This window comes from Mesobacillus jeotgali (genome assembly GCF_014856545.2).
Classification (GTDB): Bacteria; Bacillota; Bacilli; order Bacillales; family Cytobacillaceae; genus Mesobacillus.
Window position 1 is genome coordinate 3,034,338 of record NZ_CP109811.1, and the last position, 14,605, is coordinate 3,048,942.

General features: G+C 43.7%; 12 protein-coding genes and 1 pseudogene. 3 read left to right on the forward strand and 10 right to left on the reverse strand.

Going from position 1 to position 14,605, the window contains the following annotated elements; genetic code table 11:
• Positions 1 to 13: 13 nt before the first annotated feature.
• The 5 genes from FOF60_RS15550 to FOF60_RS15570 form a co-directional block, all read right to left on the reverse strand.
• Positions 14 to 1,897: an ABC-F family ATP-binding cassette domain-containing protein gene (locus FOF60_RS15550; RefSeq protein WP_192470465.1), complete on the reverse strand. Its 1,884-nt coding sequence runs from the start codon at positions 1,895 to 1,897 to the stop codon at positions 14 to 16.
• A complete protein-coding gene (locus FOF60_RS15555) occupies positions 1,894 to 2,538 on the reverse strand; it encodes an HD domain-containing protein (RefSeq protein WP_192470464.1) in 645 nt (214 codons plus the stop codon). The genes FOF60_RS15550 and FOF60_RS15555 overlap by 4 nt, the downstream gene beginning before the upstream one ends.
• Before the next feature lie 467 nt (positions 2,539 to 3,005).
• Positions 3,006 to 3,854, reverse strand: coding sequence for a DegV family protein (locus FOF60_RS15560; protein ID WP_192470463.1), 849 nt, complete (start codon positions 3,852 to 3,854; stop codon positions 3,006 to 3,008).
• 226 nt (positions 3,855 to 4,080) lie between these two features.
• A complete protein-coding gene (locus FOF60_RS15565; protein WP_192470462.1) occupies positions 4,081 to 4,611 on the reverse strand; it encodes a hypothetical protein in 531 nt (176 codons plus the stop codon).
• Between the two features lie 150 nt (positions 4,612 to 4,761).
• Positions 4,762 to 6,450, reverse strand: a complete 1,689-nt coding sequence (locus tag FOF60_RS15570; protein WP_192470461.1) for a formate--tetrahydrofolate ligase — start codon at positions 6,448 to 6,450, stop codon at positions 4,762 to 4,764.
• A gap of 181 nt (positions 6,451 to 6,631) precedes the next feature.
• On the opposite strand from FOF60_RS15570, the gene metA reads away from it, so the two are divergent.
• On the forward strand, positions 6,632 to 7,540 hold the full coding sequence (gene metA, locus FOF60_RS15575) for a homoserine O-acetyltransferase MetA (RefSeq protein WP_192470460.1): 909 nt from the start codon (positions 6,632 to 6,634) through the stop codon (positions 7,538 to 7,540).
• A 33-nt stretch (positions 7,541 to 7,573) separates the two neighbouring features.
• Here metA and FOF60_RS15580 read toward each other — a convergent pair whose 3' ends face one another.
• Positions 7,574 to 8,266, reverse strand: coding sequence for an AIM24 family protein (locus FOF60_RS15580; RefSeq protein ID WP_192470459.1), 693 nt, complete (start codon positions 8,264 to 8,266; stop codon positions 7,574 to 7,576).
• Between the two features lie 12 nt (positions 8,267 to 8,278).
• Complete coding sequence (locus tag FOF60_RS15585; protein ID WP_192470458.1) at positions 8,279 to 8,962, reverse strand: class I SAM-dependent methyltransferase; 684 nt, start codon at positions 8,960 to 8,962, stop codon at positions 8,279 to 8,281.
• A gap of 121 nt (positions 8,963 to 9,083) precedes the next feature.
• Here FOF60_RS15585 and FOF60_RS15590 point away from each other — a divergent pair, with 121 nt between their 5' ends.
• A complete protein-coding gene (locus FOF60_RS15590) occupies positions 9,084 to 9,302 on the forward strand; it encodes a DUF3892 domain-containing protein (RefSeq protein WP_192470457.1) in 219 nt (72 codons plus the stop codon).
• A 382-nt stretch (positions 9,303 to 9,684) separates the two neighbouring features.
• On the forward strand, positions 9,685 to 10,860 hold the full coding sequence (locus FOF60_RS15595; protein ID WP_192469760.1) for an IS256 family transposase: 1,176 nt from the start codon (positions 9,685 to 9,687) through the stop codon (positions 10,858 to 10,860).
• Positions 10,861 to 11,410: 550 nt separating this feature from the next.
• Here the strand turns inward: FOF60_RS15595 and mntR are convergent.
• The 3 genes and pseudogenes from mntR to FOF60_RS15610 all read right to left on the reverse strand — a co-directional run bounded on the left by mntR (position 11,411) and on the right by FOF60_RS15610 (position 14,550).
• Positions 11,411 to 11,833: a transcriptional regulator MntR gene (mntR, locus tag FOF60_RS15600; protein ID WP_192470456.1), complete on the reverse strand. Its 423-nt coding sequence runs from the start codon at positions 11,831 to 11,833 to the stop codon at positions 11,411 to 11,413.
• A gap of 70 nt (positions 11,834 to 11,903) precedes the next feature.
• Positions 11,904 to 14,080, reverse strand: a pseudogene (locus FOF60_RS15605) (DNA topoisomerase III).
• Between the two features lie 182 nt (positions 14,081 to 14,262).
• Positions 14,263 to 14,550 (reverse strand): hypothetical protein, encoded by a 288-nt coding sequence (locus FOF60_RS15610; RefSeq protein WP_192470454.1) that lies wholly within the window; start codon positions 14,548 to 14,550, stop codon positions 14,263 to 14,265.
• Positions 14,551 to 14,605 lie beyond the last annotated feature (55 nt).

Here is a 14,605-nt window from a genome sequence, read left to right on the forward strand (position 1 = left end):
GGTTTTCCAGGCCTTATTCGTTTTCAGCGAGCTCGGATAAATAACTCCATCTTTCAATTAGATACTCTAATTGCTCATTCAATTCTTTCTCTTCATTCACCAGGGCCTGGCCTTTTTCAAAATCACTACCGATATTGGCCATTTCTGCCTGGATCTCTTCAAGGCGTGTTTCTGTACCAGTAATCTTATCTTCAATTTCTGCCCATTCTTTTTGCTCTTTGAAGGATAGTTTCTTTTTCTTTGGCTTTTCTGTCTGCTCTACTTTTTCCTTCTTCGGTACCGAAGGAGCTGCTTCAGGTTTCGGTTTCTTTTCAAGGTATTCAGAGTAGTTACCGTAATGCAGGTCTGTCTGCCCGTTTCCTTCCAGGACCAGCAGCAAATCCACGACCTTATCAAGGAAGTAACGATCATGGGATACCGTAATAACGACACCCGGGAATTCTTCCAGATAATCTTCCAGTACTGTCAATGTCTGTGTATCCAAATCATTCGTCGGCTCATCCAGCAGCAGGACATTTGGTTCTTCCATTAACAGTTTTAACAGGTAAAGTCTGCGTTTTTCGCCACCGGAAAGCTTCCTGATAGGAGTTCCGTGTGCATAGGGCGGAAACAGGAATCTCTCTAGCATTTGTGCAGCGGAAATGGTCTTGCCGTCAGTCGTATGGACTATTTCCGCAGTCTCTTTCAAGTACTCAATTACCCGCTTATTTTCGTCCATATCTTCATTCTCTTGGGTATAGTAAGCAATCTTAACGGTTTGTCCGGTAATGATTTCCCCGTCATCGAGCTTGATCCTGCCTGCGAGGATATTCAGCAAAGTTGATTTGCCTGTCCCGTTCCGGCCGATGATTCCCAGTCTGTCTCCAGGTTTCACAAGCAGATTGAAGCGGTCGAGTATTACTTTATCTTCGTATTTTTTGGTTGCATCCTTCAGTTCCAGCACCTGTTTGCCCAGCCTGCTGCCACTTAAAGAGATATCGAGTTTCTCTGAAGACCTAACATTCGAGACTTCATCATCAAGTTTGTCAAAGCGCTGAATGCGGGCCTTCTGTTTAGTTGTCCTTGCCTTAGCTCCGCGCCTGATCCACTCGAGTTCCTGCCTGAACAAGTTCTTCTTCTTTTCAAGTGTTGCCGCTTCGTTTTCCTCGCGGATCGCCTTGGCTTCGAGGAAGCTGGCATAGTTGCCTTTATAGCTGTACAGACTCCCTCCGTCAAGTTCGAAAATCCTATTCGTGACTTTATCAAGGAAATAGCGATCATGGGTGACGAGCAGAAGCGATCCTGAATATCTGGAGAGATAGTCTTCAAGCCATTTTACTGTTTCATAATCAAGATGGTTTGTCGGCTCATCCAGAATCAACAAGTCGGGAGCTTCGATCAACACCTGAGCGAGTGCGACACGCTTCTTCTGACCACCGGATAGCTCTCCCATTTTTTTGGAGAAGTCAGAAATCCCAAGCTGCATGAGAATGGATTTTGCGGCAGTATTGGCATCCCAGCCATCTGAACTATCCATTCTTCGCTGCAACTCATAAAATCTTTCCTGAAGTCCTGAATCATCAGGTTTTCTGCTTAATTCGGACAGTATAATCTCATAATCTCTCATCAGCTTCAGGATTGGCGCTTCCCCGCTAAAAACCTGATCAAGTACTGTTTTATCAGATTCCATTTCAGGCTGTTGGGATAAAAATGAAATTTTATAGTCTTTTGCAAAGATTAAATCTCCAGAATCCGGCTGATCAATCCCAGCCACTATCCGGAGTAGAGAAGACTTTCCTGTTCCATTCACCCCAATCAAGCCTACTCTTTCACGCTCGCCGATCGTAAAAGAAATCCCATTGAAAAGCTCTTTTTCTCCGTATGTTTTCGTCACGTTTTCTATCGTGATCATTTTCATGCCTTACCATTCCATTCATTGTAAAATTGATCAAGGAAAGTTTCCATGAACCTATGTCTTTCCTCAGCTAGAAGTCTCGCTTGCTCAGTATTCATTTTATCCTTAAGTTTCAATAGCTTCTCATAAAAGTGATTGACCGAAGAACTGTCGCCATTCCTGTATTCCTCAAGCGTCATTTCTCCCCTGACATCCAAGTCAGGCTCATAGATTGGGTGGCCTTTTTTACCCCCGAAGGCAAATGTCCTTGCAATCCCGATTGCACCGAGGGCATCGAGGCGGTCGGCATCCTGGACAATTTCTGCTTCAATACTTTCAAGCGCGACCACCCTGCCGCCTTTATAAGAAACTGTTTCAATACAACTCTTTATTTTTGATGAGGTTTCGCTATCTAATTGTATGTTTTGTAAAAATGAATCCAGTTTCACCCATCCGGCTTCTTCTGATTCATTCAATTTATCATCTGGAATGTCGTGGAGCAAGGCGGCCATTTCGATGATGAACCAGTCACCCTGCTGTTCTTTGCTCCATATAAGTCGGGCATTCTTCCTGACCCTGTCAATATGGTGCCAATCATGCCCGGAAGAATCCTTGCCAAGTTCGGTTTTGACAAATTCCTCTGCCATTACTATTTTATCTCTCATATTCCGCACCTACTTTCCTACCGAATCATTTTACCATAGAAATTGGTTTATGGTGGCTGGGTTAATTGGGAATTGAAATATTGAATTCCACCAGTCTTTTTTGGTTGAAATATTGAGTCCTTTTGTTGTCTCCCGTTGCCCACTAGAATCATTCATAGGATATTTTCCCGGCTTCCGCCTTTTGTTTGTTAGATAGTGCTCTCCTATCAGACATTTTTCAAGGTTTCTCCCTTCTGTTTGTCCAATAGAGCTCTTCTATTGGACACTTTTCACGGTTTCCCCCTTCTGTTTATCCAATAGAGCTCTTCTATCGGACACTTTTCACGGTTTCCCCCTTCTGTTTGTCCAATAGAGCTCTTCTATTGGACACTTATCCTTATTTTCGCCATCCATTTGTCCGATAGGGTCCTCCTATCCTGTTTTTGCAGCGGAGTCGTTGTAAAAGAAAAAAAGTGCCAAATTGGCACTTATGCATCTGCATTATTCCAGCTGATTCCTATTGTATGTTCTCCTGCATGGACGCCGATCACAGCTCCAATCGGACAGCTGAGGAAGGTGATATCAGAAAATCTTGCTTCCAGTTCGCTTTGCCATTCATCAGCAACCTCCTTATGAAGGCCATACAGAATGTACACTTCCTTAATTCCGTATTTCTCGTGAGACTGGGCCAAATAGTCAAATATCTTCTCGCGCGCTTTTTTATCGCTGCGGACCTTTTCCTTTGTATTCAATACGCCATCTTCAATACTGATGATTGGTTTGATACTCAGCATGCTTCCAAGATAAAATTGCATTCCCGACATACGGCCGCTTCGGTGCAGCTGCTCAAGGCTCCCAATCATCACATAGGTTTCATTGGACTCGCGGATGGTTTCCAGCTTTTCTTTGATTTCCTCGATTGTTGCCCCTTGTTCAGCCAATGCAATTCCTTTTTTCAATTGGGATGTTAATGGATATGTGAGAATTTTAGAATCAAAGGTTATCACAGGAATATTGACGGCTTGTGCTGCCTGTAAACTTGAGGCGACTGTTCCGCTCAGCTTGGATGAAATCAGGACTGAGAAGACCACATCATAGTCTTTCTCAAGCTTCTCATATAGTTCCATAAAGACTCCAACAGGAGGCTGCGAGGTTTTCGGCGCCGTTTTCACCGTCTTTAATTTTTTATAGAGTTCTTCTGCAGTCAGATCCTTTCCATCAAGGTACTCAACATCATCCAATACAATGGTCATCGGTACTTGATATACATCAGGATGACTTTTCAACTCCTCATCCAGGTAGGCTGTACTGTCAGTAACCCAGGCGATTTTCTTCAAATAGACTCCCCCTATTTCGTTTTTCCGTTTTAATAGTATTATGGTTTGCAGATATCCAACCGTTCCCCTCTATCAATCTACAGAACACCCTATCCTGCTAAGCAGAATTGCTTGTACGAATAATGGGCGCCTTTTACAAAGAGCAGATCTTATAGTGAATCCCTTTGTTAATAGATTATTCTGAAAACAACACAGAAATTCCTGCCTCAAAGACAGGAATTATTATTCAATCAATAATTATTTTTAATTTTTCCAGGGAAGTTATCATATAATCGACCATTTCTGATAAGTCATCGATCTGCTCTTCGTAAACGAGACGATTAAAGGAAACCTTCACCTGGCTTTGAATGAGTGATTTGTTCTCCAATGGGTCGATCATGGCGGACTGCACAATCGCCCGTTCCCTTCCCCATATCTCAACGAGCGCTTTCTGAACTTCCTTAAAAACATTCATTTCGTTTTTATGTATAAGCCCGAAGGAAATACCTACTATACAACCCGCAAGCTGTTTGGCATTCTCATTTTGCAATAATTCAGCAGAGAGGTTCTCCAAACCGGCCTCGAGGGTCATGTTTGCCGACAAAAGCTCCTGTTTAAAACCTTTTTTTGTGAATGAAATTTCGTATTTACGCGACAACTTGGCGGCGTTGATCCAGTCATTTCGGTCGATGACAATAATTTCCCCGCTCAAATCCCTTTCATATATATCGCCTTCAATGACGACTTTGATGTTTTCAAAAGCTGTCGGGTCAAACAAAGCTTCCACTCCTTTTACCAGTCATAATCCTGCCCTTTACCATAATGAAAAATGGTCAGTCCAATGGACAGCACCATGTCAGACGCAAGATCGAAAAACAATCTCACGTCGACACTATGACTGTCAGGACTAACCAAGGTTTTGTTTTACTTAGAACAATCCAACAGCGTTGCCCTCTTCATCGACATCCATATTTAGTGCTGCCGGAAGCTTCGGCAAACCTGGCATTGTCATGACTTCACCTGTCAATGCCACGATGAATCCCGCACCTACTGACGGCTTAAGTTCTCTGACTGTAATAGTGAAGCCTGATGGCCTTCCAAGTTTTTGCGGATCATCCGACAGTGAATATTGTGTTTTTGCCATACAGACTGGCAGCACACCCCAGCCAAATCCTTCAAAGTCAACGAGCTGTTTCTTAGCCTTCGGTGAGAACTCGACTCCATCCGCACCATAAACCTGACGGGCAATCGTCTTGATTTTATCCTCCAGTGAATCGGATAAATCATAAAGGTGCGCAAATGTGTTCTCGCTTTTTTCAATTACATCAAGAAGTTTCTCTGCAAGCTCCACTCCGCCGGCGCCGCCCTTTTCCCAAACTTCCGTCAAGGCAACCGGGATTCCGGCATTCTCACACAGCTCTCTCAATGTATTTGTTTCAAGCTCTGTATCTGTAATGAAACGATTGATCGCAACAACATATGGCAAACCAAAGCTGGAAATCGTTTCAATATGCTTTTTAAGGTTTGTGAAGCCATCCCTTAATGCTTTCACGTCTTCTCTGACCAATTCCGTTTTCTTCATGCCGCCATGCATCTTCAGCGCGCGTATAGTCGCAACAATAACAACAGCTGACGGATCAATTCCTGCTGTTCTTGCTTTAATATTTAAGAACTTCTCTGCTCCAAGATCAGCACCGAATCCTGCTTCCGTAACGACGAAATCAGCAAGCTTGGATGCAGCCTCGGTCGCGATGACACTGTTGCATCCATGTGCAATATTCGCAAAAGGGCCACCATGGATCAATGCTGGAGTATGTTCAATCGTCTGGACAAGATTTGGCTTGACCGCTTCCTTCAATAAAAGCGTCAAAGCCCCTTCCACTCCTAAATCGCCCACAGTAACAGGCTGCTTGTCATAATTATAAGCAACAACCATTTTCGAAAGACGCAGTTTCAAATCCTTAAGGTCACTCGCAAGGCAAAGAACAGCCATAATCTCAGAAGCAACCGTAATATCAAAGCCATCTTCACGAGGAACGCCTTGCATTGGCCCGCCAAGTCCGACGATTACTTTCCTAAGTGAACGGTCATTCAGGTCTAGCGCACGTTTCCAAACAATTCGGCGCTGGTCAATGTTCAGCTTGTTTCCCTGCTGCAGGTGGTTATCAATTAATGCAGCCAATGCATTATTTGCCGTAGTAATTGCATGCAGGTCCCCTGTGAAGTGGAGATTGATATCCTCCATCGGAAGCACCTGAGCGAAACCTCCGCCTGTTGCACCGCCTTTGATCCCCATAGTTGGCCCTAACGAAGGCTCACGCATGGCAATCATTGTTTTTTTACCAAGCTTGTTCAATGCATCCGCAAGCCCAACGGTTACAGTAGACTTTCCTTCCCCTGCAGGAGTAGGATTGATCGCCGTTACAAGTACGACCTTGCCGCTTTCCTTTGTTTTCAATTTAGCCAAAGCTTCCGAAGACAGCTTCGCCTTATACTTTCCAAACAGCTCAATATCATCGGCATCCAGGCCAATATTCGCTGCAATATCAACAATCGGTTTCATTTTACTATCACGAGCAATTTCAATATCTGACTTAACTTGAATATTTGTTCCCATTTCCATTCCCCCCAGATATTCTCTATATGCTTACCAACTTATATTTTACCATCAGAGAAATACTATCAGGCAAAAAATATTTATTTGTCATAAAATTTCCTCTTTAGTCAATTGCTCCACGAAAGAATTCAGACTATAATAAAAATTACTGATTTTATTTTATCAAAGAGGAGGTTATACTTTGCCAATAAAAATCCCGCTGCACTTGCCAGCGAAAGAAATACTGGAAAAAGAAAATATCTTTATCATGGATGACAGCCGTGCTGCAAAACAGGATATCCGTCCATTGAATATATTAATCCTGAATCTTATGCCTGAAAAGGAAAAAACAGAGAGACAGCTGCTGAGGCTGCTCGGCAATACACCACTCCAGGTGAACATAACCTTTTTAAAGACCGCTACATATGATTCGAAAAACACTTCACAATATCATCTGGAAGAGTTTTACCAAACCTTCACTCAAGTAAAAGAAAAGAAGTTTGACGGCATGATCATCACCGGTGCCCCAATTGAACTGATGGAATTTGAGGAAGTACACTACTGGGATGAACTGAAGGAAATCCTCGACTGGACAGAGCAGAACGTCACGTCCACTTTGCATATATGCTGGGGTGCACAGGCTGCTTTATATCATCATTTTGGCATCAAGAAGTATGCCCTGCCGAGGAAATGCTCAGGCGTGTTCAATCACATAGTCCTTGACCATACAGAAAAAATCTTAAGAGGGTTTGACGATGAATTCTCTGCTCCTCATTCGAGGAATACGGACATACCTGAAGAATCGTTGCAAAAACATCCTGATTTAAAGCTGCTGGCTTCATCAGAAGAAGCAGGCCCGTTGATCATTTCCAGCAGGGACAGCAGGAAAATCATGATTACCGGCCACCTTGAATATGAAGCCACTACATTGGCAGAAGAATACTTAAGAGATAAGGAAAAAGGCATTGAAATCGACATGCCAGAAAACTATTTTCCTCAGGACGATCCAGAAAAGAAACCGGTCAACCGCTGGAGGTCACACGCCCATTTGTTCTTTTCCAATTGGCTGAACTATTATGTATACCAGGAAACTCCTTACGAATGGGATTAGAAAAGGCATCGACTATTCGATGCCTTTTTTCTATTAACCTTGCGGAGCATAATAGACTTCTTCGTAAGGCTGGACGACAACAAAGCCTTCTCCGCTGAATTTCATCTGGATTGATTCGCCGCTTCCACGGCCAAGGAATGTTTTGAACGAAATATCTGTTACGAATTCCGGCTGGAGATTTCCTGACCAGGCAACTGTTGCGTTCGGGTCTGTATAAACCGGATTATCAGGGCTGACAAGCAGGGTCAGCGGTTCATAATGGGATGTGATCGCTACCATGCCTGTACCCTCGAGGCGGACATTGAACAATCCGCCGGACAGCATTCCGGCTACCCGGCGCATCAGCTTGATATCCCAGCTGATGGAAGGTTCAAATGCAAGCAGGTCATTGCCGTTTACAAAAATGGCATCATTTTGCAAATGCAAGATGGATATTTTCTTCCCCTGATCAGCGAGATAAAGCTTGCCATTTCCATTTGCCTTCATTAGTGAAGCACCTTCACCTGTTAATGCCTTTTTGAACATCTTGCCGATCCCATGTTCAAGCACTCCCTCGCGTTCAAACTTTATCTGCCCGCGATACGATACCATCGCCCCAGCTTTCGACCAGATCTGGCCATTCAGGTTGATTTCCAGCATTCTCGGTGTTTCCAGCTCAAATAGCCCTTCCCCTTTATCCTGCTGCTTTGTGTTGCTCACAAACTCCTCAATTGAATAACGACTCATCCCATTGCCTCCTTATTTTAAAACCTGGAACATGAATACCCACATAAATGATAGTGCTTGCTGCAGTTCTGCTGGCAATGAGCCGTGCGGCAGCTGCTCTGCCGCTTTTTTAAATACTCCGAACTCACCCGCTTTTCTCCAGCCATTTTCCAGAGCCAGCTTTTCCAGCTCCCATGGCATGATTGTGTTGCAGAGAACCTCTTCTCCATATAACCTTCTGAAGCTGTTCTTCCTGGGCTTTGCAGTTGGTCCGAGGATGCCAATGCAGGCATAACCATCTGGCTTGAGGATCCTGGCCATTTCTTTTAGAGATTCATAGGGATTGTTCGTCCACTCTATTGAATTAATCGCCATTACCGCATCAAAATGATTATCGGGGATTCCGCAATCCGATAGATCCCCCTTAGTGAAAAGACAATGCTCAATCTGCGGGTTCAGCCTGGCTCTCACAAGCATCTCCTCAGATACATCAATTCCCGTAACCAGATATCCTGCCTCTGCCAGCTTTTCCGATCCTGTACCATCTCCGCATCCTAAGTCACAAATCATGGACCCTTCCGCAACATACTGTTTGATGAATGGCACGATATCCTTTCGGCTTCCAGTTTCCCACATGCCTCTGCTTCTCGAATTCCACGAGGCAGCCATACTGTCCCACTGTTTTTCAGATTCCCTTTTCCAATCAAATACAGCCATAAGCTCACCTGCCTAATTTTTAATTCCTATACTATTTATTTCGTTACAGAAAGAGAGATTCCTCTTAAGTTTATTTTTCTTGAAAAAGTGCAAGACTAGGAGGGTGAAAGGAGAGATTAAATTGGAACAGGAACAATTGGTTGCCATACATAAAAATAATGCCGGTGAAATCATAAGTTTTCAGACGTCTAGCGGGAGGATCATATCCTATCGCAAAGCAATAATGGAAGCTAGTACAGGAACAATTTCAGGTGTGAATATCAATGAAGGTGCAGATGGAACTAATTCATTAGTTTCGGCAGATGGATCCGGCTTTGAACAATATCCCGATATTTACTAAGGAACGAATAAAACACCTGACCATGTCAGGTGTTTGGTTTTAGACAAAAGGACGGAAATTAAGCCTTAAAATTATGTAGGACAAAGTAGGCTGCTGCAATCGTACCCTTATGCGAGGATTCCGGCTTCTATAAGGGCACGTTTCGGCTTTTATCGTACCCTTATGCGGGGATTCCGGCTTCCATAAGGGCACATTTCGGCTTTTATCGTACCCTTATGCGGGGATTCCGGCTTCCATAAGGCCACATTTCGGCTTTTATCGTACCCTTATGCGGGGATTCCGGGATTAAGTCCGTATAATTGTGTAAAAAGAAAGAGTCATTTTATTCACTCTTGGCAACACTGTTTTCAACCACGATAAACAAGTGAAAAGAGGAATATAAATGACTCAAGTACAGTTTAACCTGAATGTTGATGTTTTAAAAGAAGCCATTGTAAATTCCAACCTTGATATGGTCATTAAATCAGCCGTTGTGTTGGTATTAAATGAGTTTATGGAAAAGGAAAGAGACGACTATTTAAAGGCTGCCCCTTATGAACGTGCTGTCGAACGCCGTGACTACCGGAACGGTTACTATGAACGAGAACTGTTGATGAGTATCGGAAATATAGCCCTAAAGGTTCCACGGACGCGTAATGGCGAATTCTCAACCACCGTTTTCGAAAAGTATGCCCGGTGTGATCAGGCCCTGGTCCTTTCCATGTTGGAGATGGTTGTCAATGGTGTTTCGACGCGGAAAGTGACCAACATCGTGGAACAACTCTGTGGTAAGAATGTGTCCAAGTCCTTTGTTTCATCCCTTACACAGAAGCTTGATCCTATTGTGAATGAATGGGCTGGACGACCATTAAATACTACCTACTACCCTTACGTTTTCGCAGATGCCATGTATATAAAGGTGCGTGAGCACAATCGAGTCGTATCTAAAGCTGTTTATATTACGACAGCCATTACAGAGAATCATACACGTGAAATCCTTGGCCTAAGTGTTGACCATGCGGAAAGTTTTGAAAGCTGGAGCCGTTTTTTCCAACAGCTTAAATCACGCGGCCTCCAATCACCCAAACTTATAATTTCAGATGCCCACCAAGGACTGCAGAAAGCCATCCAACGTGAATTTATAGGCGCTGCCTGGCAAAGATGCAATGTCCATTTCAAACGAAATATCATTGAAAAGTTGCCCAAAAAGGATTCAGCTGAAATCCGCATGATGATAAAGCGAGTATTTGAAGCAGTTACGATTGATGACGTACGCCGGTTCAAAGATGAATTGATGAACCGTTTTAGTAATGAGGCAAGGTTTGGAAAAGCGCTTGCCATCTTGGATGAAGGTTTCGAAGATACCATACAATATATGAATTTTCCTGAAAACATTCGTATCCATATCCGAAGCACCAACTCATTGGAACGGCTGAACCAGGAGGTTCGCAGGAGGGAAAGAGTGATCCGTATTTTCCCTAATTCCCAATCTGCGTACCGTTTGGTTGGTGCCGTTCTGATGCATTACCATGTGTCAGACTACACAAAGAGGAAATCTTTAATGGGTCGGGTATATTAGCGCATTTTCAGCTCCACTTCCATCATGGATGATTACATCTCCGGGAAGGGATATCAAATTGAAAACCATTTGACATCCCTACCCGGAGATGAAGAAAAGAAACCATGGAAGCTTCGCAAAAAAATGAAAGGGTTTGGTTGAGAACATTTGCCGTTGATTTTACACAATAACCAGGACTTGACTGATTCCGGCTTCCATAAGGCCACATTTCGGCTTTTATCGTATCCTTATGTGGGGATTCCGCCTTCTATAAGGGCACATTTCGGCTTTTATCGTACCCTTATGCGAGGATTCCGCCTTCCATAAGGGCACGTTTCGGCTTTTATCGTACCCTTATGCGGGGATTCCGGCTTCTATAAGGGCACGTTTCGGCTTTTATCGTACCCTTATGCGGGGATTCCGGCTTCTATAAGGGTACATTTCATCGGTCATAATAACATTCAGGATACATCTACTTTCGGCATTAACTCTGCCTAAAAAAGTAGACAAGCTCCGTTTTCAAGAGCTTGTCTACTGTCTCAGCAACTGACACCATGCTCAGCTGCTTAATTTAGTCTTCATCATTCTGCTTTTGGATGGCCCTTAATTCCTGAACACGGGATTGATCTTCTTCAAAGAACTGGACTAGATCACCAATCCTGTCGATTGCATCCCAGCTTAAATGGTGTTCAATGCCTTCTACATCATTATATATATTTTCCTCTTTTACGCCGATTACCTTCAGCAATTGCTCAAGTAATTCATGACGGTCTACCAGCCTTTTGCCGGTTTTGTATCCTTTCGGAGTCAGCACAAGCCCCCGATATTTCTCGTATACCACGAACTGGTCTTTATCAAGTTTCTGAACCATTTTTGTCACTGAGGAGGGATGGACCGATAATGCCTCCGCGATATCCACTACCCGGGCATATCCTTTTTGTTCTATTAAAATAAATATTTGTTCTATATAATCTTCCATACTAGGTGTTGGCATCCCATGACCTCCAATGCTTAAACAATAGCCATATTAAAGTTTACTATAGAAGGACAAGGGTGACAAGGCGCTATCCACCTTGATTGACTGGCTGTGCAGCTATATCGAATTTCAGCTTACTGTCCTCTCCATCCCAATATAGCTTGGCATTGAAGGTTCTATCCTTGCTCTGGAAGCCTTCAATCACATCGGTGCTTCCTTCGGCCAGCAGCTTCTTGATATTCTTCTGGGTTACCGTCTTGCCAAGGATTTGCTTTGAGAGGGTGAAGCTGCATTTTGTTTTCTGATAGTTTGAGCAGCCATAGAACGTCCCTTTGTCCACAACCATGCCATCGCACTTTTTACATTTTCCCAGGCTAGTAGTTCGGCGTGAACGCCCACCCTTCTTGCCAGGGACAAAAGCATTGGTCAGTTCATCGGAAAACGTCCATCCAGAGGATCCTTCAGATGTTTCAGAAACAAGATGTTTAATCATTTTTGATGTCTGCTCAATGAACTGCTTGGGTGAAGCTTCACCCTCCCCGATCTGATGCAGCCTCTGCTCCCATTTCGCTGTCATTTCAGGAGATGCAAGGACTTGTCCACCAACGGCGGCGACGAGGATCTTTGCCTTGGCGGTCGCATAAACGAGATTTTTGCGGACTTCAATATACGCCCTGTCCTTAAGCATCGTAATGATGCCCGCTCTCGTCGCTTCAGTTCCAAGTCCTTCAGCTTTCATTAGAACCTTTTCGAGTTCCTTGTCTTCAATATGTTTTCCTGCCGTTTTCATCAGGGTAATCAGCTGGCCTTCAGTCAGCCTCTTTGGCGGCTGTGTTTTGCTTTCCTTTACCTCTGATTTAATAACGGTTCCTGTTTCGCCTTGCTGAACAGCTGGCAGCTCCGGTTCTTTGTCTGAGTCTTTTTGCGGGAGCACTTTCTTCCAGCCCTCATCCAGCTGGACTTTCCCCTTCGATATAAACTCGGCCCTTCCCTCCACTACGGTCTTGATCGTAGTATATTCGGCAACGTATGGCCCGTAATGGGCTGCAATCAGCGTCCTGGCCAACAAGTCATATAATTTCAGCTCATCCCCTGACAGCCTGCTGAGATTAGGACTTGTTCAGTTGGAATAATGGCATAGTGATCTGTCACTTTTTTTTCATTCACGTACCGTTTGTTATTTTTGATCGATGAATTGGGTAATGGAAAAAGCTGCTGATAATCAGGATTGGCCTGCAATTTATTCAAAATAGCAGAAAAGCCCTCCGCTTCTCCTGGCGTTACATACCTTGAATCAGAACGCGGATAAGATACAATTCCCCGTTGATATAATCCTTGTAAAACGTCCAGCGTCTTTTTGGGCGACATTTTAAAACGGCGATTTGCTTCCGCCTGAATTGCAGATAAATTATAAAATAACGGAGGCAGGAATTCCTTTTTCTCAGAAATAACCTCTGCGGCTTCCGCATTTTTCCCCTCGCAAAAAGCAGAAATTTTCTCGGCCATCTCTTTTGTTTTAATCCGTGAATCACCGTCTTTTTCCCATTTGCCGCTGTACTTCTTGCCATTGATATTGAATTTTGCGAGTACTTCCCAAAAAGGTTCCGATACGAAATTTTCGATTTCGAGCTCTCGTTTCACAATTAAAGCAAGCGTAGGAGTCTGTACCCTGCCAACAGAAAACACATCTGAATAGCCTTTCTTTTGAAGAAGAAGAGTGTACAGCCTGGAGGCGTTCATGCCGACAACCCAGTCAGCACAAGCTCGCGTATATGCTTCAAAATATAAATCCTTAGTATCTGCCTCATTCAAAAGGTTTTGGAAGCCTTCCTTTATTGCTTTCGGAGTCAGCGAGGAGATCCATAATCTTTTCATTGGCTTTATGCAGTTGGCAAGGCGAAGGATATTCCTGATGATCAGTTCACCTTCGCGTCCAGCATCGCCTGCGTGGATGATTTCGGTGACTTGAGGGTCGGTGGCAAGCTTTTTTATGATCTGGAATTGTTTTGCTTTCGATTTGACGACTTCATACTTGAAATTCTCCGGAATGATCGGCAGGGTATCCAGCGACCATTTTTTCCAGGCTGGATTGTATTGCTCGGGTGCGGACAATTCCGTTAAATGGCCGATTGCCCACGAAACGTAAGCACCTTTAGGGAATATTTCATTAGGGAGTATCTCGATGAATCCATCCCTTTTTTTCATTTTAAATACGGAGGCCAGCGTTCTGCCCTGGTCAGGCTTTTCCGCAACAATCAATTTCATAATTTCCTCCTGAAAAACTTTTATATGAGCGCGCTTTTTAATCTTCGAACTCTATTTTATCTTTTTTTCGACAAATGCGTAAAGGACTTTTATTGCGGCTTTTACAACCTGCCTGTATGAAGTCTGTTTTTTAACCTAAAAAAATAAACAGGCAGCTGAATTGATCAGCTGCCTTAAAAATATTATTCCTCAAATGGTTCAACTACGTTGTTGTCATTGATGTACCAACGGTTCCTGTTAACGGCTGCCGATACGGTTAATATCAGCGAAGGAACCTTTTCGGTCCGGACCACGATTGCCCCGACCATCTGCTGAAAAATCACGAATGACTCTCCATGGCTGAATACTGCCCACTGGGGACCCATGATGGCAATGGAACGAATGATTTCTTCCTTTTCTGCTTGCTCAAGTGAAAGATGCTGAGAAAAAATAATGATCCAATCCTCATCACCTATCGAAAAGCGGTACATGCCCTCACCCTTTTAATTCATCATCATTGACTAATAAAAGATATGAAGTGCACCT

Excerpts from the sequence above, each read along its gene's own strand:
- FOF60_RS15550 (WP_192470465.1), bottom strand. The coding sequence starts at position 1,897 with ATGAAAATGATCACGATAGAAAACGTGACGAAAACATACGGAGAAAAA.
- FOF60_RS15555 (WP_192470464.1), bottom strand. The coding sequence starts at position 2,538 with ATGAGAGATAAAATAGTAATGGCAGAGGAATTTGTCAAAACCGAACTT.
- FOF60_RS15570 (WP_192470461.1), bottom strand. The coding sequence starts at position 6,450 with ATGGGAACAAATATTCAAGTTAAGTCAGATATTGAAATTGCTCGTGAT.
- FOF60_RS15580 (WP_192470459.1), bottom strand. The coding sequence starts at position 8,266 with ATGAGTCGTTATTCAATTGAGGAGTTTGTGAGCAACACAAAGCAGCAG.
- FOF60_RS15585 (WP_192470458.1), bottom strand. The coding sequence starts at position 8,962 with ATGGCTGTATTTGATTGGAAAAGGGAATCTGAAAAACAGTGGGACAGT.
- FOF60_RS15595 (WP_192469760.1), top strand. The coding sequence starts at position 9,685 with ATGACTCAAGTACAGTTTAACCTGAATGTTGATGTTTTAAAAGAAGCC.
- mntR (WP_192470456.1), bottom strand. The coding sequence starts at position 11,833 with ATGCCAACACCTAGTATGGAAGATTATATAGAACAAATATTTATTTTA.
- FOF60_RS15610 (WP_192470454.1), bottom strand. The coding sequence starts at position 14,550 with ATGTACCGCTTTTCGATAGGTGATGAGGATTGGATCATTATTTTTTCT.